Origin of the sequence: Staphylococcus sp. IVB6214, from assembly GCF_025558585.1 — a bacterium.
Lineage (GTDB): Bacteria > Bacillota > Bacilli > Staphylococcales > Staphylococcaceae > Staphylococcus.
The window spans coordinates 1,988,993-2,008,104 of sequence record NZ_CP094723.1 but is presented as its reverse complement, the minus strand read 5'-3'; the positions used below and the strand labels follow the sequence as shown (position 1 = coordinate 2,008,104).

At 37.4% G+C, this 19,112-nt stretch carries 17 protein-coding genes; 11 read left to right on the top strand and 6 right to left on the bottom strand.

The window, feature by feature from the left end:
* The first annotated feature begins 126 nt into the window (after positions 1-126).
* The 3 genes from MUA51_RS09910 to MUA51_RS09900 all read left to right on the top strand — a co-directional run bounded on the left by MUA51_RS09910 (position 127) and on the right by MUA51_RS09900 (position 2,631).
* Positions 127-1,011, top strand: a complete 885-nt coding sequence (locus tag MUA51_RS09910; protein WP_262559674.1) for a hypothetical protein — start codon at positions 127-129, stop codon at positions 1,009-1,011.
* Positions 1,012-1,167: 156 nt separating this feature from the next.
* A complete protein-coding gene (locus MUA51_RS09905; protein WP_262559673.1) occupies positions 1,168-1,797 on the top strand; it encodes a nitroreductase family protein in 630 nt (209 codons plus the stop codon).
* Between the two features lie 129 nt (positions 1,798-1,926).
* Positions 1,927-2,631 (top strand): GTP pyrophosphokinase, encoded by a 705-nt coding sequence (locus MUA51_RS09900; protein ID WP_262559672.1) that lies wholly within the window; start codon positions 1,927-1,929, stop codon positions 2,629-2,631.
* Between the two features lie 61 nt (positions 2,632-2,692).
* On the opposite strand, the gene MUA51_RS09895 is transcribed toward MUA51_RS09900, so the two are convergent.
* The 3 genes from MUA51_RS09895 to MUA51_RS09885 form a co-directional block, all read right to left on the bottom strand.
* Positions 2,693-3,250 carry a M23 family metallopeptidase gene (locus tag MUA51_RS09895; RefSeq protein ID WP_262559670.1) on the bottom strand — a complete coding sequence of 186 codons (558 nt, stop codon included), beginning with the start codon at positions 3,248-3,250 and terminating at the stop codon, positions 2,693-2,695.
* A gap of 156 nt (positions 3,251-3,406) precedes the next feature.
* Positions 3,407-4,267 (bottom strand): CHAP domain-containing protein, encoded by an 861-nt coding sequence (locus MUA51_RS09890; protein ID WP_262559669.1) that lies wholly within the window; start codon positions 4,265-4,267, stop codon positions 3,407-3,409.
* A gap of 349 nt (positions 4,268-4,616) precedes the next feature.
* Entirely contained in the window at positions 4,617-5,327 is a 711-nt protein-coding gene (locus MUA51_RS09885; RefSeq protein WP_262559668.1) for a transglycosylase SLT domain-containing protein, read from the bottom strand.
* Between the two features lie 495 nt (positions 5,328-5,822).
* On the opposite strand from MUA51_RS09885, the gene MUA51_RS09880 reads away from it, so the two are divergent.
* From MUA51_RS09880 to MUA51_RS09845, 8 genes are all read left to right on the top strand, one after another.
* A complete protein-coding gene (locus tag MUA51_RS09880) occupies positions 5,823-7,241 on the top strand; it encodes a phosphate--AMP phosphotransferase (RefSeq protein WP_262559667.1) in 1,419 nt (472 codons plus the stop codon).
* A gap of 106 nt (positions 7,242-7,347) precedes the next feature.
* Positions 7,348-8,223 (top strand): alpha/beta fold hydrolase, encoded by an 876-nt coding sequence (locus MUA51_RS09875; protein WP_262559666.1) that lies wholly within the window; start codon positions 7,348-7,350, stop codon positions 8,221-8,223.
* A gap of 268 nt (positions 8,224-8,491) precedes the next feature.
* Positions 8,492-9,106, top strand: a complete 615-nt coding sequence (locus MUA51_RS09870) for a cyclase family protein (RefSeq protein WP_262559664.1) — start codon at positions 8,492-8,494, stop codon at positions 9,104-9,106.
* A gap of 32 nt (positions 9,107-9,138) precedes the next feature.
* Positions 9,139-10,353 (top strand): Bcr/CflA family efflux MFS transporter, encoded by a 1,215-nt coding sequence (locus tag MUA51_RS09865; RefSeq protein ID WP_262559663.1) that lies wholly within the window; start codon positions 9,139-9,141, stop codon positions 10,351-10,353.
* 322 nt (positions 10,354-10,675) lie between these two features.
* Complete coding sequence (locus MUA51_RS09860; protein ID WP_262559662.1) at positions 10,676-11,824, top strand: dicarboxylate/amino acid:cation symporter; 1,149 nt, start codon at positions 10,676-10,678, stop codon at positions 11,822-11,824.
* A gap of 89 nt (positions 11,825-11,913) precedes the next feature.
* The gene (locus MUA51_RS09855) at positions 11,914-12,795 is read left to right on the top strand and encodes an SDR family oxidoreductase (RefSeq protein WP_262559661.1); all 882 of its coding nucleotides are present in this window, start codon (positions 11,914-11,916) and stop codon (positions 12,793-12,795) included.
* Between the two features lie 159 nt (positions 12,796-12,954).
* On the top strand, positions 12,955-14,112 hold the full coding sequence (locus MUA51_RS09850; RefSeq protein WP_262559660.1) for a lysine N(6)-hydroxylase/L-ornithine N(5)-oxygenase family protein: 1,158 nt from the start codon (positions 12,955-12,957) through the stop codon (positions 14,110-14,112).
* Positions 14,113-14,166: 54 nt separating this feature from the next.
* Positions 14,167-14,553 carry an NUDIX domain-containing protein gene (locus MUA51_RS09845; RefSeq protein WP_262559659.1) on the top strand — a complete coding sequence of 129 codons (387 nt, stop codon included), beginning with the start codon at positions 14,167-14,169 and terminating at the stop codon, positions 14,551-14,553.
* A 57-nt stretch (positions 14,554-14,610) separates the two neighbouring features.
* Here the strand turns inward: MUA51_RS09845 and MUA51_RS09840 are convergent, their stop codons facing one another.
* The 3 genes from MUA51_RS09840 to MUA51_RS09830 form a co-directional block, all read right to left on the bottom strand.
* Positions 14,611-15,012: a hypothetical protein gene (locus MUA51_RS09840; protein WP_262559658.1), complete on the bottom strand. Its 402-nt coding sequence runs from the start codon at positions 15,010-15,012 to the stop codon at positions 14,611-14,613.
* 249 nt (positions 15,013-15,261) lie between these two features.
* Positions 15,262-17,286, bottom strand: coding sequence for a helix-turn-helix transcriptional regulator (locus tag MUA51_RS09835; RefSeq protein WP_262559656.1), 2,025 nt, complete (start codon positions 17,284-17,286; stop codon positions 15,262-15,264).
* Positions 17,287-17,694: 408 nt separating this feature from the next.
* Entirely contained in the window at positions 17,695-18,822 is a 1,128-nt protein-coding gene (locus MUA51_RS09830) for a CdaR family transcriptional regulator (protein WP_262559655.1), read from the bottom strand.
* Between the last annotated feature and the right edge of the window lie 290 nt (positions 18,823-19,112).

Below are 19,112 nucleotides of genomic sequence, written 5' to 3'. Positions count from 1 at the left end.
AAGGCTAGGACGATATCGTTCTAGCCTTTTATGTGATGCCAAGGTTATAATGGCTGATGGAAGAGTGTGTCTACAAATTTTGTTATAATGAAGACAATTAATTGATTAAATGAGAGTGTGAGAGAAATGGTAAAAGTACTCGTTTTAACAGACGGTCGTGCGTTTACAGATCGTTATGTCAATGCATTGCTTTCTGAAGGGCATGATGTGTATGTCCAAGTGGCACCCGGTGTTACACAAACAACAAAAGGTAAAACCAAAGTCATTGATTTATTCAATACAGCTGACTTACAACAAGCGTTAGTAGATGTATCGTTTGTAGCCATCATCGGCGAGCCAATCCGTTCTTATACGGCCTTGACACAAGTGAGAAAACAAGACAGACAGCAATTGGTATATGACAATCTTGCACAAGCAATCAGTCAATCTCATGTTCAGCACGTCCTTGTCATGCAGTCAAAGCCTGTGAAGTGCTTAAAAGAGATATTTGCAGCATATGAGATACCTGTCACATATGCGTTACGACATAAAAACTATTTGCAGCAAGGTCGCAATGTGCTATCACAAGTGTCTAGGGACATCCATACAGTTCGTTCCGTACAAAGTCTCACGATACCTGAAGGCATTACAATGGAAGGCGCACTATCGTTCTATGGGCGTTTTTTGAGAACTTTAAACGGTCGGCTGATCAATGGGGTGTATGATGGTGAAAACTTCACAATTTTATTGGCGCCATTTAATCTTCCACTCATTCGAATGCAACATGCACAACAGAGTGATCGAGTGAATCGTGTTGTGATGAACATTACTGGTGGTTTAATGGTAGGGGCGAGTGAGCGTCAACCAAGGTTTGAGATACGACGCTGTCCACAAGACGCAGCACAATGCTTGATTGGACTGCATGATTTCGTGCCACGTCTACCGTGGGGAATTTACAAATATACGCAAGCTCCGATACATGTTATCGTATCGTTTTTGTTCGGAAAGTACTGGGAGAAGTTTCAACAATAAAATGTATCGTAACGTATTGAGATGCATCATCACATCTTGATACGTTTTTTTAATGTAATGTCGAGTTATTATATAAGCTTTATATTTGAATGTATGTACTGCATAAAATATAATATGGGCATACTTAGATTGTGATAAACAAAAGGAGACAGCATCATGACAGTGAAAAATGATTTTGAAGATATATTAATGGGTCGACGTTCTGTAAAAGTATTCGATCCAGAAGTGAAAATTCCACATGAAGAAATGGATGAAATCATCCGAAAAGCAACGAAAGCACCGTCTTCAATCAATATGCAACCTTGGCGTTTTGTCGTTGTAGAGTCAGAAGAAGGAAAAGATAAGTTGCGCCCGCTCGTTCAATTTAATACTCGCCAAAACGATACATCTGCAGCGATGATTGTTATTTTTGGTGATATGTTAAATTATGAATATGCCGAAGATATTTATGGTGCGGCAGTAGCACAAGGTTATATGCCACAAGAGATTAAAGATGATCTTGTAGGTCGCTTTGTAGAAATGTATAAGCAACTCACACCGGCGCAGATGAATGATATTGTCAAAGTGGATAGTAGTTTAGCAGCGATGCAATTGATGCTTGTAGCACGTCAATACGGTTATGATACAAATCCAATCGGTGGCTTTGATCATGCACATATCGCTGAAACATTCGGATTAGATCCGGAACGTTACGTACCTGTTGTAATTGTAGCAATAGGTAAGGGTGTCGAAGAAGGGAAGCGCACATCACGCTTGCCAGTCGACAAGATCCGCAGTTATCACTAATACAAACAATAAGAGTCATTAACGTAAGAGACGTTAGTGGCTTTTTATTTGGTGTGATCAACACGCTTTCATCTTAGAACGTTACATAGTAATCTAGAATAGAACAGAAGAAAGATTGGAGTGAATGTCATGTTTGTTGAAAAAACAGTCCCACTTAACATTGAAAATTTGAAAAAAGAAATTGCGGCTTATTCTCATCAAAGTCTTGAGATGACAGATAGCTTTGAACAAGTCTTGCAATTTGTGGAGTTAGAACATATATACGGTGCTGCTTTGGAAGAAATCAGTACCAAGCTACGTATTCTCGATGAAGACTTTCAATTAAAAACCGCACACAATCCAATCCATCATATGGAACGTCGTGTGAAAAAGCTACCCAGTCTCATCCAAAAACTAAAGCGTAAAGGACTTGAACTCACGGCAGACACAGCGAAAGAAACGATTCATGATATTGCAGGTATCCGTGTGATTTGTAATTACTTGGATGATATTTATACAGTAGAGAAGCTATTACTACAACAGTCAGATATTAAACTTTTAAAACGCAAAGATTATGTAGAGACGCCTAAAGAAAATGGCTATAAGAGCTTACATCTTGTTGTCACAGTTCCGTTGTTTTTAACAGATGGTGTTGTAGAAACGCCTGTGGAAATTCAATTGCGAACAATTGGTATGGATATGTGGGCAAGTTTAGAACATAAACTACATTATAAAACAGATAAAAACACAGATAGTTATCGTCATTTGCTGAAAGAATGCGCTGATGAGATTGCAAGTGTGGAAGATAAAATGCAACGTGTACATATGGAAATTCAAGAAGATAACCAGTATTAAAATGGTGTCCATAAATCAAAGCCCTTATCAGTTTAAAGTTGATAAGGGCTTTGATATGTCACTATTTAATATGAAAGAGACTATACTGTTTATCTGGAAGTGATTCGACATAAGGTTCTGGATCGATGGCATACGCATTACCGATTCCGCTTTTCATGCGTTGAAAGTGCAGATGCGGGCCTGTGGTGAATTCTCCTGTATTGCCAGACATGCCAATGACATCTCCTTGGCGTACAGTATCTCCTTCTTCAACTGAAAAAGTATTGAGATGGCCATACCATTGATAGTATGTGTGACCGGCTTCTTGCAGTTCAATCATTTTACCGCCATAACGGTCATTCATTGTTCGTGTAATCGTGCCATCTGAAGCGGCTAGGACTGGTGTATTCTTGGGTAGGTGATAATCCACACCATAATGGCGGTTGTCACCGTTGAATGAGAGACCGTTTTTATAATGCCCAAATGGTTGGGTTTGTCGATCAGGCTTCAGCATATGGCGTCCTGTCTCTTCGTACCACTCTGTCACAGGTTTGAAGAGCTGCTCTTGGTATTTATACGTTAAGAAAATAAGTATAGAAAAGCTACATATATAACAAAATACGATGATGATTCGTTTCATAGAGAATTCCTTTATTTATTCTGAGAAAGCAATGTAATATGCGTTTTATTGTAGCGGTATTGTAGCGCAAAGACAAATGAACCGCTTGATAAGAAAGAAGAAACCAAAAAAAGAGAGTGACGTTAATCACTCTCTTGAATCGTTTATGTTATGAAATTAGTGAATGTAGTTATATGAAGCAGCTTGGCTAGCTGATAAAGTACGTGAACTTACTTGACCAACACCAGTATAGTTCATTTCTGAAACTGTAACTGAACCATTAGCACCTACGTTTTCAACGTAAGCAACGTGACCATAACCACCAGCTGTTGTTTGCATGATTGCACCAGCTGCAGGTGTGTTATTTACTGTGTAACCAGCTGAACGCGCAGCGCTAGCCCAGTTATTTGCATTGCCCCAAAGTGAACCTACACGGCCACCTGAACGCTCGTATGCATAGTAAGTACATTGACCTGAAGTGTAAAGGTTACCTTGTCCACCTTTACCGTATGTTAAACCAGTTGCTGCAGGAGCACTTGTAGTTGTAGTTGTTGTAGTATTTGTTGTAGTTGTTGTGTAGTTGTAATCAGTGTTGTTGTTTGCTGGTGCAGCTGCAGGTTGTTGTGTGTAGTTAGCTGTAGTTGTTGTGTAAGGAACAGCTTCTACATAGTCAGCTGATTGTACGTTGTAGTCAGCGTTGTTTACAACAGGTGTTGCAACAGCTGTATTTTGAGTTGCATAGCTGTAATCAGCGTTATCATTTGAATAGTAGTAGTAGTTGTAAGTACCGTTTTCATCAACAACCCAGAATTTGTATGATTCGTTGTTGAACATTGATGGATCCCAGTTACCATCTAAAGTGTGGTGTTTGTTACCATTGACGTCAACAGTTACGTAGTCACCAGTAGCTTCAGAGTATGTAGTTGTATATTGAGAGTTTACGTTAAGTTGTTCAGCTGCTGATGCGTCATCTGCAGTAGCAGCACCAAATGTAACTAAGCCTAAAGTAGCGATTGTAGCAGTAGTTAATTTTTTCATGATTAAAAAGTCTCCTCTTGTCGTTTCTTTTTTTCATATTGTCTGAAAGCATCATAGCACATAACATTTCCGAATTGAACAGTTGTAAACATTTTTACGTCTGAATGTAACATAATTGAAATAAATGCTAATATACTGACTTATTCTCTATACGGAATGTTTGTCTGCTTGATGTTTCTATGTCGTCGTGTCAAAGTGGCGGGTTACAATAAATAAGATAAGGTTGAGACATCATAAAATCTTGCTTGTGTCTCAACCACATGAGATTGCTTGATTCATACTGGGATAAAACCCATAAAAAAAGAGCCTCTATCACGAGACTCTTTTAAGTTGTTAATGGTTCTTTAGATTAGAAGCCCCAAGCACTTAAACCTTGTGCATTGTAAGCTTTTGTTGCAGCAGCGATTTGTTGATCATAAGTGTTTGTAGCACCCCAACCTGGCATTGTTTGGAATAAACCAGAAGCACCTGATGGGTTGTATGCATTCAATTGACCGTTAGATTCACGCGCAATGATTGCTTCCCAAGTTGATGCCGCAACACCTGTACGTGAAGCCATTTCTTGAGCTGCACGTGATCCAACAGAACCAGCAGTGTTACCGTTTGATAATCTTACGCTTGAAGTTTGTGCAGTGTTGTAGTTGTATGATGGTGCTGCTTGAGCCGCTGGTTGGTTTGAATATGATTGTTGTTGTGTTTGAACGTATGATGCATTGTTTGATTCAGATTGAGTCATTGCAACATTGTTCACATCAGCAATTTCAGTTGGTTGTGCCATTGAAGATGCTGCTTCTACACTACCGTTTTCATTGTATTCATAACCGAAGTAAACACCATCTGACCAGAAGTGGTAGTTTACGCCGTCTAATGAGAATTTGTAGTCATATGCACCAGCGTGAATCGCACTTTCATTTAATGATGCATCGTTATTTAATGCTAATTGCGCTAATTCAGCTTTGTTGATTTGTTCTTCAGCTGCATTTGCGTCTGTTGTATGTGTAGCAACGCCTGTTGCTCCGATTGCTAAAGCTAATGATGAAGCTAATAATGTTTTTTTCATAATAAATAAGTCCTCCAATAATAGTTGCTTATTTTCATTTTCAAAAAATCACTTGTAAAAAATTCAACAACCACACTCTACCAAGCGAGAACCATTTTGTAAATGACGGGCAAGTAACAAAAAATTACAGTATGATGTCATTGTCTGCCTTTGTAATATGCACGACATGTATTTTTAGAATTAAAAATTATTTGAGAGATTGTTTAATTGACTGATATGAAGGTGTTTTTCGATTGATATCTGAAATATCTGTTATATTACAAATATTACAAGAAGAAGTGGAATTGTAATGTAAAAAGTCATCAAAAAAGTTCGAAATTCATTGGGCATTTGCCAAAAGTTAATGAAAATAACCCAATCATAACATGACAAATCTTCCTTTTACTGGAGAATATTTTGATATGGAAGAAGTAAATAATTACAGGAGTTAGGATTTGATTCGTCGTTGCTAAGCTGATTTTTAATTCAGTATAATAGAAGAATAGGGGTGAAATTATGAGCGAAAAGATTGAAAGATTACAATTGAAAGCAGCTGAGTTAACACGAAAAACACATGTATTAGGTATTCCGGTAATGATTGTTTTTGAAGGTGTACCCGCATCAGGGAAAACAAGACTTGCCAACGAACTATTACTAACATTAGATGCCAAGTATACACATTTTATTGCGACCAAGACACCATCCGATGAAGATTTACGCTATCAATTTTTACAGAAGTTTTGGCATACGTTGCCGTCTAAAGGGGATATCAATATCTATTTCCGAAGTTGGTATGCGCAATATATTGACTATAAAGTGCATGGCATTAAACAGAAGGTATTGAAAGACTATGACCACTTATATGATGATATACAGTCATTTGAGCAAATGCTTGTAGACGATCATCATGAAGTCATCAAGTACTACATCAATATAGATGAAGAAAAGCGTCAAGAACATATTGCGCAGATGAAAGAAAACCCTCTGACAAGTTGGAAAGCACAAGAATATGAAAATGTTGTACCAACGGATGTATATCAAGAAAAGTTTGCATCATTGTTAAGTTCGGATTGGAAAGTAATCGACTATACCGAACGTGAAGTGGCTATTGAAAAGATGTACAAACATTTCATTACACGCTTAGAAACTGCCATCGCACATCATGAAAAACGTGAACGCACCGTAGATGGCGCATTCACAGAAAACTTCCATACAGATCTGTTTGGACCCATAGACACAAAAGTAAAAAAACGGACTTACGAGTCCATCATAGAATCATTACAGTTACGTTTGAGAGAGTTGCAATTTGCGCTTTATGAACGCAAAATTCCGCTCGTACTTGTCTACGAAGGCATGGATGCGGCAGGCAAAGGGGGCAATATTAAGCGTGTACGTGAACTGCTTGATCCAACAGGATATGAAGTGAATACAACAAGTGCTCCAACGGATGTCGAGTTGAATCATCATTATTTATGGCGTTTTGCGAAAGTGATGCCAAAGAGTGGACATATTAGTATTTTTGATCGCAGTTGGTATGGTCGTGTCCTTGTTGAACGTGTAGAAGGTTTTGCGACGAAGGATGAATGGTCACGTGCGTACGATGAGATTAATCAGTTTGAGAAGATGTGGACGCATGATGGCGCTATTGTGTTGAAGTTCTTTTTGTCACTTGATAAAGATGAACAGTTAAAACGCTTTGAAGATCGTCAAAAAGATCCAACGAAGCAATGGAAGATTACAGATGAAGATTGGCGTAATCGTGAGAAGTGGGATGTGTATTTGGAAGCAAGCCATGACATGATCAACAAGACGAACACGGCACATGCACCTTGGCTTGTTGTACCAGCTGATCATAAAAAAACAGCACGTATTCAAGTGTTGAAATATATCATTCAAAAATGTGAAGAAAAGCTTTGGGGTGTCAAACAATATTAACAATTACGTCTCACGCACCATTCTCAAAATGACGTGTATCTACTATAATATATGAGTGTTATAATTATTGAAAACAATCATATTTAGAATAGTAAGAGGATAGAATATGTCACTAAACAATTATGAACAGACAGTTATGACATTAAAAGACCATGACGATGCACAGTTAGAGATTGTGACAATGGGAGATATGACATCAGATAAGGCAGTCGTATTGATACACGGTGCGGTGATGAATTATAAAATAATGACGGTATTTGCCAAATATATTCATCATGTAAGATTGATTTTTATCAATTGCCCTGGGCGTGGTGAGAGTAGTGAGCTAGCACGTGCATCCCACAGCTTAGTGGATTATGCCACACGTATTAATGAAGCATTGGTATCAATTGTCAATGAGACAAAACTTCAAGAGTTAGCGATTATTGGCTACTCAATGGGTGGACTGATTGCGACGAAGCTTGCAGGTTATAACACGTTACCGATTAAACAGTTGGTCTATCTTAATAGTGCTGCCAAAATTGATATTAAAGAATTGCGCATTTCTAAGCTACTAATGGAACTCGTTAAAGACATGAAGTCGGACAATCAAGATGGCATGATCAAGAGTATTCCAGAGTTAGTATTAGATCAAGGTATCTCTAAGAAGCATGAAAACAACACAAACTTTACAGATTACTTTGCACCAGTTGATGCAATGGTGACAGATTTGTTATATACGCTCGGATCAGATTATCTTGCGGACATTGATAAGATTGTTGATATGCCAAATGTGTTGTTTTTATTAGGAGAAGATGATGTAATCTTTCCGAACAAAGACTCTAAAGAAACACTCGAAAAGTTTGAGTCGCTCGGTGCAAGTGTGAAAAGTGTCATATATCCAGAAGTTGGACATTTAGACTTTTTACGTGTACTCGATAAAACGCATGACGGTGCGTTAAAAAGTATTGAATCGAATATTAACGAATGGCTACATATATAAATACAATTCAGCGTATAGAGAACAGCGATGCACTTACAACAGGTTAGATACCGCAAATGACAATGAGTTGAACGATAGAGATGTGCAAGAGATTGATCGCACGGAGACTTCATTGATGCACGAGTGGTTTCTTAGAGCAGAGACAAATGATGGCTCAACCTGTGTAGTGCATCTTTTTTATATTAAATTTTTAAAAATTTGTATTGTCAATCTGTCTGTTGACGTTTACGCTTATTAAATAAGATATTTGGGACAAGGGGGGATGACGATGTGGATAGATATTACACATACACTACATGAAGATATTGCACCGTGGCCGGGGGACCCTGCTTTTAAGTTAGAATATTTTACAACTAAAAAAGAAAATGGGAGTGCGAACATTGCGCATATCTCTGGCAGTAATCATATTGGTACGCATATCGATGCAGCCAAGCACGTCTCAGATGACGGATGGACTGCTGATGAAATAGACATTCAACGTCTTATTGGAGATGCAACGATATTGGTGTTTACTGACCAAACACATATCACACGTGAAGATTTGGAACGTTCACACATAGAAGGTACGATATTATTGTTGAAAACACGAACGGTGTCGCAGCCAACGGTCTTTCCAAATGAAATTACGGTGTTGACTAAGGATGCGATTGATTATCTTGCGACATGTGGGATTCAAGTCGTCGGTGTAGACGTCCCTTCAGTAGATGCACTTGACTCTGAAACATTAGATAATCATCATCAGCTTGCACAACATCAAATGTATCATATTGAGAACTTACGTTTAGATGATGTGATGGAAGGGCAATATCGTTTTATAGGATTACCGCTGAAGATTCAAGGTGGAGATGCGGCATATTTACGTGCAGTCGTAGATAAAAAGTAACATTATATTAAGAGAGATATGGGGAACTTTATATGACAAAGACAAAGCTTGATCTATCACATTTATCATTCATTATTTTATTAGGGGCAATGACAGCATTTGGACCGATGTTATCAGATATGTACAGTCCTGCTTTACCGCTTGTTCAAAAAGACTTGGGTACTTCTACTTCACAAGTACAATTAACATTATCAATCGCGATGATTGGTATTGCGTTCGGTCAATTTATATTCGGCGTCATTGCGGATCGTGTGCCGCGTAAAACTTTAGTATTGACGATCTTATCCCTTGTTGTTGTTGCATCATTAGCAAGTGCAATAAGTAGTAGTGTCAGCTTATTCATTATGGCACGTTTGGTACAAGGGTTAGCAGGAGGTGGAGCGATTGTAATTGCTCGTGCAACAGTAGCTGAATTGTATCATGGAGAAATTCTGAGCCGTTTTTTCACTGCTTTAATGGTCGTGAATGGTATCATTTCAATCTTAGCGCCATTAGTGAGTGCGTTGATTCTAACAGTGGCTGAATGGAGAGCGATATTCGTTGCACTTGCAGTGATCGGTGCAGTGATGTTTTTAGTAGTATTGACACATCCAAAAATGAAGACATTGAATACAACGCATGAAGCACATGATAACTTTGGAGCAATCTTTAAAGACTTTGGTCGTTTGCTGAAAACACCACACTTTCTCGTACCAATGTTTTTACAAGGTGTTACTTATATTATGATATTTAGTTATGGAGCGGGCGCACCGTTCATAACACAGAATGTTTACGGCTTATCGCCGCAAAACTTTAGTATGTTGATGGTATTGACGGGAATTGGTCTGATTATTTCGAGCCAATTGGCAAATATTCTATTACGTTTTTACAATCAATTGAATGTATTAGCAGGCTTCATTATTTTGCAAGTCATCGGTGCGACACTTGTGATGGTCGTATTGTTATTACACTTGCCACTTGTCGTCCTAATCATCGGGTTTATGCTTTGTGTGGCGCCAGTTACTGCAATTGGACCGTTGGCATATTCACTCGCAATGCAAGCAAGAACAGGTGGAAGTGGTAGCGCATCAAGTTTACTGGGGCTATTCCAGTTCGTCTTAGGGAGTTCGGTTGCGCCATTGATTGGTATTCAAGGACCAGACAGCGTCATTCCATACAGTGTTGTGCTTGGAACGACAATTGTCTTGCTATTAGTATTGATGTTTTTAACACGTGTCTTATTGAGAACAACATTGAATAAAGCATAAAGAAAAGTCCGTGCATGTTGACTGTTAGGTCAAGGTGCACAGATTTTTTCAAGTTAATAGAAGTCTGAAGACATCCATTCGACAAGTTTAAACTAAAGAAGGACTTAAAAGTTATCGTTTACTTCTGTATAATAGTATTTTCGTTCAAAAAAAGTGATATGTAATAAAAGTCACCTTAATTCGAGATGTAAAATAAAGTATCATAAAATTATTTTAAAAAATATATTGATTTTTCAAACTAATTAATGCAATATATAATGAAAGCGCTCGTATTAGGGGAGAGTTTTGATTCGATTATAGTATTATGGAGGGGGACAGACCGATGAAACTAATTGGAAAGTTATTATTAGGGATTATTGCGGGTATTTTACTTGGGATGTTAGATGTTGAAATTCTCAATAAAGTACTTGTAACAGTGAAGGGCGTCTTCGGACAAATCATCAACTACATGATTCCGTTGATTATCTTTTTCTTTATTGCTTCTGGTATTACATCACTCGGCAAAGGTTCAGGAAGACTTGTTGGTATGACAGTAGGTGTCGCATATACATCAACGATTTTAGCAGGTTTAATGGCGTTAACTGTTTCTTATAATTTGATGCCAGTGATTGCATCAAGTGGTAAAGTGCCTGGGGAAGCACCTGAGATTATGCCATTCTTCTCTTTTGAATTTGATCCATTAATGGGTGTATTAACAGCATTGATTACAGCATTTGCATTCGGTATTATTGCGCACAAAGTTGAAGCATTCACGATGATTAAGTTAATCGATGAAGGTCAGCGCATTGTAGAAGTATTAATTGAAAAAATTATTATTCCATTCTTACCATTCTATATCGCAACAATCTTTGCTGAAATGACAGCACAAGGGACAGTTGTCAGTATCCTAAAAGTATTTGGCATTGTATTGATCATTGCGATTGTTATGCACTGGGTATGGTTGACAGTTCTCTATGTGATTGCAGGTATTTTAAGCAAGAAAAGTCCGCTTACGTTGCTTAAAACAATGTTACCATCTTACTTCACAGCATTAGGTACAATGAGTAGTGCAGCTACAATTCCAGTTACATTGAAACAAGCGAAAAAGAACAATGTAACACCAGCTGTTGCAGACTTTAGTGTGCCATTACTTGCAACGATTCACTTATCAGGTTCTACAATTACATTAGTGAGTTGTTCAGTTGCGGCGATGATTGTTTTACCAAGCTTATCATTAGTAAGTGTGCCGACAATGATTGGATTCATCTTTATGCTTGGCGTTATCATGATCGCAGCACCGGGCGTTCCGGGTGGATCTGTAATGGCAGCAAGTGGTATCTTAGGTTCAATCTTAGGCTTTAACGAAGCAGCGATTGGCCTGATGATTGCATTGTACATGGCGCAAGATAGCTTTGGTACAGCAACGAACGTAACAGGTGACGGCGCAATCTCAGCGATTGTCGATCGTTTAGGTAAAAAGTATACAGAATAACCAATGAACTCAGAAGGGCAACTTGTTTTGCTTTTCTGAGTTTTTTTGCTACTTTTAAGGAGAACATTATAGGAAGAGAGGTTTTAAATATGTCTAGCCAAAATCCATTAACACAATATTTCCATGATACGTACGAAAAACAACCCCAACCTTATCCAGGTATTCAACGTGAAATGACACCAGTGCCAGACTGCGGTGAAACATCTTACCGTGGTGCTGAAAAATTAGTGGGTAAGAAGGCACTTGTGACGGGTGGTGATTCAGGTATTGGCCGTGCTGCAGCTATTGCTTATGCAAGAGAAGGGGCAGATGTTGCAATTGCATACCACCCTGACGAACAAGTAGACGCAGAAGATGTGAAAGCATTCATTGAAGCAGCAGGACAAAAAGCAGTATTGTTACCAGGAGACTTGCGTGATGCAGACTATGCGCGACAAATGGTTAAAGATGCCTATGAACAATTGGGTGGTCTTGATATTTTAGTACTCAATGCTGGTATGCAACAGTTCGAGTTCGATATTCAAAAGTTAGATCCGAAGCAGCTAACAGATACATTTGAAGTGAATGTATTTTCAACTGTCTATTCTATTCAAGAAGCATTAAATTACCTTGAAGCAGGTGCTAGCATTATCTTAACGTCGTCTATTCAAGCAGTAAAACCAAGTCCACAATTATTGGACTATGCGATGACAAAATCTTGTAACGTATCATTGGCGAAGGGATTGGCTGCACAGTTAGGGCCTAAAGGAATTCGTGTGAATGCTGTTGCACCAGGACCTGTCTGGACGCCACTACAAATTTCCGGCGGACAACCACAAGAAAAAATTCCTAACTTTGGTAAAAATCAACCGTTACAACGCGCAGGACAACCTGTTGAGTTAGCGGATGTATATGTATTACTTGCATCTGAAGGTGGTAGTTTCATTACAGGTCAAGTATATGGGATTACAGGTGGTGCACCGATCGTTTAATCACACGCAATAAAGGATTCGATAAGAAGTCATTTACTGATGAGTCGGTAAGTGGCTTTTTTTAGTGGAAAATTTCTCTCATGTTCTTACTTGTATTCTTTAGTCATCTTTATTATTATAAAACGTAATCATTTCGATTTACGTGGAGGCGTATCATTTATGTATGAATGGATTATTATAGGCGGTGGTGTCCATGCGACAACACTTGCATTACAACTACGATATTCAGGACTTCCTGGCGAACAACTGGCAATTATAGATTCACATGATGAACTGATGGGGAATTTTAAGATGCAAACATCACGATTAAGCATGCCTTATCTAAGATCTCCGCTTGTACATCATTGCTATCCTGAAGCGTTTGACCTTAAAAAGTTTGCAAAACAACAACAGTATACGCAAGCTATGATTGGTCAATTTCAACGCCCACGCTTAGATATGTTTTTAGACCATACTGAAAAATGGATTCATCACTATGCGTTAGATAAAGCACATATTCATCAAGAGTCAGTAAATATACAGCAGAAGGATCAGTATTGGGAAGTCACTTTGAATAATGGAGAGCAAGTTCAAGGGCATTATGTCGTATTAGCGATGGGCACACACCACACACCGAATATTCCTGATCTCTATGTTGAACAACCAGACGTGCAGCATATTCATCAAAAAGATTTTGATGCATCTATTACATCTTCTCATGTAGTAGGAAATGGAATATCTGCAGCCCACTTAGTAATTAAGTTGTTATCCGAAGAACGTTCTGAACCGATACATTTATGGTTGAAAAAGCCATTAGAAGTTTTTGATTTTGATGCAGAACCAGGGTGGTTAGGTCCTAAATATATGCGTTGTTTTCAATGTGAAAAGGATTTGGCAAAACGTGCTGAAATTAATCGCCAAGAGAGACATAAAGGGTCTATGCCAAAAGAAATGCATTTGAAGTTAAGACATGCACAAGAAGAAGGAAAGCTGATAATTCATCAAACACCTATTGTCAAAGTAGCTGATCATATGATTCATACCGAAGATCAAGTGATTCCATACGATGGTATTTACTTGGCAACAGGCTTCAAATTTGACTTAATGGAGCAGCCATTGATTCAATCCATCTTAAATCGTGAAGATGCCGATGTAGTTTCAGGTTTCCCTGTAATCACATCAACACTTGAATGGGTACCGAACCTCTATGTAACAGGTATGTTAGCAGATCTTGAATTAGGCCCATTTGCTCGCAGTATTACTGGCGGACGCATGGCAGCCCAACGCATTAGCGAAGTTTTTTTAAATGATCAACAAAATATGAAAAACGTCATATAAAATGATATGTTATCTTAGTAAAAAGGAATATCATTATGAACGGGATGGGATATTATGATTCATTGTGTATGCTTAGTAGAAAGAAAAGAAAACTACTTACGATTAGTTCAAGTACGAAATAGAGAAAAATGGTACTTTCCAGGTGGCAAAATAGAACAAGGCGAGTCGCATAAAGCCGCGCTTGTTCGAGAATTGAAAGAAGAGTTACAACTAGAATTAACTGAAAACCAACTCGAGTATGTCGGAACGGTTGTAGGACCTGCATATCCACAAGAGGGACAACTAACAGAGCTGAACGGCTTTCGTTCTAACAAACCTATCGATTGGTCCAAGATTCAGATAGATGCAGAGATTACAAACATTGATTGGGTAGAAATGTCTGACCCAGTCAGAATTGCACCAGCAGTCTGTCGATGGATTGAAAAGTTTGAATCAGAATAAAAATAATGACTGATATGAAAGCTAGATGATGGCTGTTTCATATCAGTCATTGAATTGTTAGGGTTGTATATCAATTCGATACAAGTTTGGGTATATACCAAAACGTGGATAATCAAATCCGACAGTATATACTTTTACTTGTTGGCCTTCTCGCAATGATTGATGAATATCTTTACTGTTAAATTTTGCATGTAACAAAATATCGGTATTTTCAATGGTTGTTTTTGTTTGTCCGTGTTGAACAACAATGTAATGGGATGTGCCAGTCGTCATCGCATGATTCTCGGTATATTTCTCAATGATTTCTCCCTTATAGACCGTACGATTCAGTTCGGGAATGACTGTTCCCAAAGCCAAGAACAAAATGAGAAGTAACCCAAAGATAACAAATATTGTCCGCATCATGCGTTGTCCAAGTCGTTCAAATAACGCATAAAAGAATTCGTTTAACTTTTTCATATGATCGCTCCTAATAATCGTATTATAACGAAAAAAGGAAATTCATCATAGGAAAGATACTGTGGGTCATCAACACAGTAATATATAACATTTTACAATTCTTTTGTGCAGATGACTAAAATGAGAAAAAACGCACAAATCATTGAATCTTTATTAAATATTGATAATAAAGTGCTCAAACGTTTAGGTTGCGCAACGCTTATTATTTTTAGCCCGCTATAAAATAATCACACCAAACTTATACGATGATTAATGATATAGTGTAATCATTGCGACAGATTGTGGTGGTAGCTGCACCGTATAAGCCCCTTCTTCAAAATCATGTTCATCCACGTTGAAAAGTGGCGTGTTGTATTGATTGAGTTTGAACTTCAACGAACTTGGAAACCTTCTTTTATCTTTAATCCCAGGTGCAATCATACTTTCAGCAGTGCCATGTTGATGGTTTAATACTTCGCTAGAAACAAGCATCGTCGTAGGCATACTCACATCTTGTAATGTAATATGAAAGTTTTGTACAGATGTGTTCGTATTGTATAGAAGGATATGATAATTATGCAAAGTCCGTGTGATGACGAAGTTTTTACCATAGTGACATGGATATTTTGAAAAGTTAAGAAGCATCATACCGAGAAAATAAAAGGTTGTCTTATTTTCGATACTATCAAAAAGAGAGACAGTTGGATTTGATACCTTTTTTTGTGTGAATGAAATGGATGCGCCTGCGATATAGCCTCTACATTTCAAAATTTCTTCTAAAAATAAACTTGTATGGCGCATGATTTCCGGTTTGTAAAATGTATCGTAATTTAAAAAGATTGTTTTGTTCGCATCGATGTTTTCCTTTAAAAAACGGCAAAGCGAATACTGTATTTTCTTCGAGTGATGACTCTTAGGTGATGATGGATAATGATTTTTAATTTTTTGAAAATCTATGATGTAAAAATCCGGATTAATTGCGCGAATCTCTTCTCCAATGGACTGAGAACTTAAATAATAGTCTGTCATATCTAGTGCTACTTCAATATGTATGCCGTACACATGTCTTTGTATATGATGAATATCGTGTATGTTGATGTTGTTTAAATCAAGTAACAAAAGTATTTTTTCGTCGTGAATGGAAGGCATGGGTAAATATTCACTCTCTAAATAATATAAATCCTCTAGTGCTTGCAAGATGAAATGATAGCTTTTAATATCTGTCAACCGCATAGCAATCGGTATTTTGACTTGAAACAACTTTCTAAGTTTTACAATCGTTTCATGTGTGTTTTCAGTGATGACATTTTCAATAGGTTCGTTGATATAGATGTATGACGCAAGTTTGCACGTTGAAAAATTTTTATAAAAGAAGTTCGGTTCGCTGATGATGGTGTCAATGTTAGCAAAGGGGCCGATATCCACTAAGTTAAAAAAGGAAAAGGGTGTTTCTTTGATAGCACGATCACTTAGGAACACAGTTGTCTTTTGTTCTGCTTCAATCAACGCTGGTGTTAATAGAGCAAGTTGACTTGGGTCAGATACCAAATTCGGAATATGTAATGCTTTGTTAGCAACGGGTAAAGATTTGTACTTCTTAGGAGTCATCCCAAGATATTTTTTGAAATGAATAATATAGTTCGTCGCACTCGGATACAGCCATTGATCTGCAATTGTTTTAATCTTGTCATCATGAATCGACACGTTCTCCAACGTCTTAGCAATTCTTAAAGAAGACGTATAGTCATAAAAGTTAATATTAAGGTTCTGTTTGCAGAGTGTTGAAATATAAGAAATAGATACGTGAAAATGCTTCGACAGTTTTTCTAGTGTTATACGTTCATGTATGTATGTGCGAATATAATGAATGATTTGTTGGAACATATCATCGGATGATGGTTTACGCACATATTTGAGCCTTGTGAGTTCTTTAACAAGATGTTGTATAACGTTGTGTGCCTGTTCTGTTTGTTGTTGATTTGTCAGGTGTAGTTTGAATAACAGAGATAAGTCAGACTTGATAATATCATACTGCTGAATAATGAAATCCTGCTTGAAGATATTTGTGTCATATGTGTTGAACAAATTGCTGGATAAGTAAAATAAGACGGCCGAATGTGAATGGATTTCGTATAAATCGGATTCGTTAATTAAATAGAGTGGTTGATTGTTAAGTGTTCGGCCCTCTATCTTAATGGTGGTATGTTTATCAACTGGCCAAACAAGTACTAACCCATCGAAGCATCTCACAGGTTCTATCATCGGTTCTGTTAAGTGATAGACTTTTGGAAACATCGCCATAACCTCCTTACATTTGAAATATAATTATTTGTTAGTCAATAAAATTGCGCAAAACTATATTAGCATAATCTTATGCAATTAACTACAATTTATATAATATTTTTTCAAATTTGTCTATAAAAATTTGAAAAATCCCATCAATCGCGTGAAAAAATTGAGTTTAATGAGAAAAATGCAAGGATTTATAGGATTTGTATCAATTATTTTATCTTGTCTATCATTGGTTGTTTTTACTTCGTTAATCGCAGTATAGGTAGAATTTGATTTGTATTAAAGACAGCATAATACTATTTTGGAATAGAAATAATATGTTGTGCAACTTAAAAAGTGGAGTGGAAGAGAAAAGTGTAATAAAAAAAGAAAAACCCGAGACCATTTATAGTAGTCTCGGGTTATATGTGTTTAACGTCTTTTGTAGAGATATTGTGCAATGCGAAGTAGGACAATACCATCAATTGTGTTCGGGTCCCAACCTGTGATCTCGTGAATTTTCTTAATACGATAATTCAAAGTATTACGGTGTATAAATAGGTCATTCGCTGTTTTGACAAGTTTTCCGTGATTTTTAAAATAGGCTTCAACCGTATCGTTCAAATACTTGTCTCCACCAAAAGAGACGAGTTTGTGATAATTTGCAATGAGTGACGCTTCCAGATTAGGTGTGTGGCGCTTAATATTTTGACAGATAAGGTCTAATTCATAATCTTTATAAGTATAAAGACCTTCTACTTTATTCAATGACTCTATTAAGTGTTTTAGTGTTTTTGCTTCATTATATGATTGAATTAAGCCGTCAATTCCAGTGTTAAAGTCACCTAAAGTAATGACCGTGCGTTCGAATAATTCATCATCCATCGCCTTTTGTATGAAGTGTTTCAGTTCTTCCTGTGTATTACCACGATGTGCATTGGCTTTGAAGATGAAGATGAGCTCCTGCGGTGTCAGTTCGAGTAGATCGTCATCATGTAGCTGCCAATTGCTCAAAACACTTTTTAATGCACTGATTTTTGATTTGCTCGTACTATGAATAGAGATGGTCGCAACAGCCAATCGACTGTTCAAACCGAGCGCTTCTACAATTTGTTTACGGTTATAACTATGTACAGAATGATCACGATTAAATAGAAGATTAGAAAGTGTTTGCGTTCGAGACATTTCATTCTTAAAGCGGTCAGAACGCTCGAATTCTTGTTCAATAATAAACTCTGCAGTAATTTTAAGAATATGAGAGAACTCTCTAACTTCTTCAGGTGGACCGGAGATAATGAGCGCACCGTAAGTTTCTTCATTATATTCAAAAGGCAAAATAATGCCGGGTGCTTTCACCTTCCAAAAGTTGAGATCTTGTTCTTCAATCTCAATTGGCAGATGACGCTGGATAGAGTGCAGCGCTGCACTATGAATTTCACCTAGTCTTTTAGAATTAGATGTTGCAATAATTTGCCCGCTTTGATTTGTGACTTGCACATTCCTTTTAATAATTGTTGCTACTTTTTTTACTACTTTTTGTGCCCAATGTTGGTTTACCATTACAAGCTAGCTCCCTCTAGAAATTAGTTATCGCTATGATTGTCTTTCGCACATGATGTATTGTGATGTTGGATTTGCTAGATGCCTGCGCTATCTATGAATGTCTGATGCCATACGACCATACATTTTATATACCCAATTTATAACACACAACAAACTTAATATAAATATTAATTATATTTTGTCATTTTGACTTGTGCATATGAACAAATGTATCGATGTTTTAGTCTGTTAAAGTGAAACGCTGAAACGCACTTGTGACGCAACTTTTTGTTAAAGAAATCACAAAA

Excerpts from the sequence above, each read along its gene's own strand:
- MUA51_RS09910 (WP_262559674.1), top strand. The coding sequence starts at position 127 with ATGGTAAAAGTACTCGTTTTAACAGACGGTCGTGCGTTTACAGATCGT.
- MUA51_RS09905 (WP_262559673.1), top strand. The coding sequence starts at position 1,168 with ATGACAGTGAAAAATGATTTTGAAGATATATTAATGGGTCGACGTTCT.
- MUA51_RS09900 (WP_262559672.1), top strand. The coding sequence starts at position 1,927 with ATGTTTGTTGAAAAAACAGTCCCACTTAACATTGAAAATTTGAAAAAA.
- MUA51_RS09895 (WP_262559670.1), bottom strand. The coding sequence starts at position 3,250 with ATGAAACGAATCATCATCGTATTTTGTTATATATGTAGCTTTTCTATA.
- MUA51_RS09890 (WP_262559669.1), bottom strand. The coding sequence starts at position 4,267 with ATGAAAAAATTAACTACTGCTACAATCGCTACTTTAGGCTTAGTTACA.
- MUA51_RS09885 (WP_262559668.1), bottom strand. The coding sequence starts at position 5,327 with ATGAAAAAAACATTATTAGCTTCATCATTAGCTTTAGCAATCGGAGCA.
- MUA51_RS09880 (WP_262559667.1), top strand. The coding sequence starts at position 5,823 with ATGAGCGAAAAGATTGAAAGATTACAATTGAAAGCAGCTGAGTTAACA.
- MUA51_RS09875 (WP_262559666.1), top strand. The coding sequence starts at position 7,348 with ATGTCACTAAACAATTATGAACAGACAGTTATGACATTAAAAGACCAT.
- MUA51_RS09870 (WP_262559664.1), top strand. The coding sequence starts at position 8,492 with ATGTGGATAGATATTACACATACACTACATGAAGATATTGCACCGTGG.
- MUA51_RS09865 (WP_262559663.1), top strand. The coding sequence starts at position 9,139 with ATGACAAAGACAAAGCTTGATCTATCACATTTATCATTCATTATTTTA.
- MUA51_RS09860 (WP_262559662.1), top strand. The coding sequence starts at position 10,676 with ATGAAACTAATTGGAAAGTTATTATTAGGGATTATTGCGGGTATTTTA.
- MUA51_RS09855 (WP_262559661.1), top strand. The coding sequence starts at position 11,914 with ATGTCTAGCCAAAATCCATTAACACAATATTTCCATGATACGTACGAA.
- MUA51_RS09850 (WP_262559660.1), top strand. The coding sequence starts at position 12,955 with ATGTATGAATGGATTATTATAGGCGGTGGTGTCCATGCGACAACACTT.
- MUA51_RS09845 (WP_262559659.1), top strand. The coding sequence starts at position 14,167 with ATGATTCATTGTGTATGCTTAGTAGAAAGAAAAGAAAACTACTTACGA.
- MUA51_RS09840 (WP_262559658.1), bottom strand. The coding sequence starts at position 15,012 with ATGAAAAAGTTAAACGAATTCTTTTATGCGTTATTTGAACGACTTGGA.
- MUA51_RS09835 (WP_262559656.1), bottom strand. The coding sequence starts at position 17,286 with ATGTTTCCAAAAGTCTATCACTTAACAGAACCGATGATAGAACCTGTG.
- MUA51_RS09830 (WP_262559655.1), bottom strand. The coding sequence starts at position 18,822 with ATGGTAAACCAACATTGGGCACAAAAAGTAGTAAAAAAAGTAGCAACA.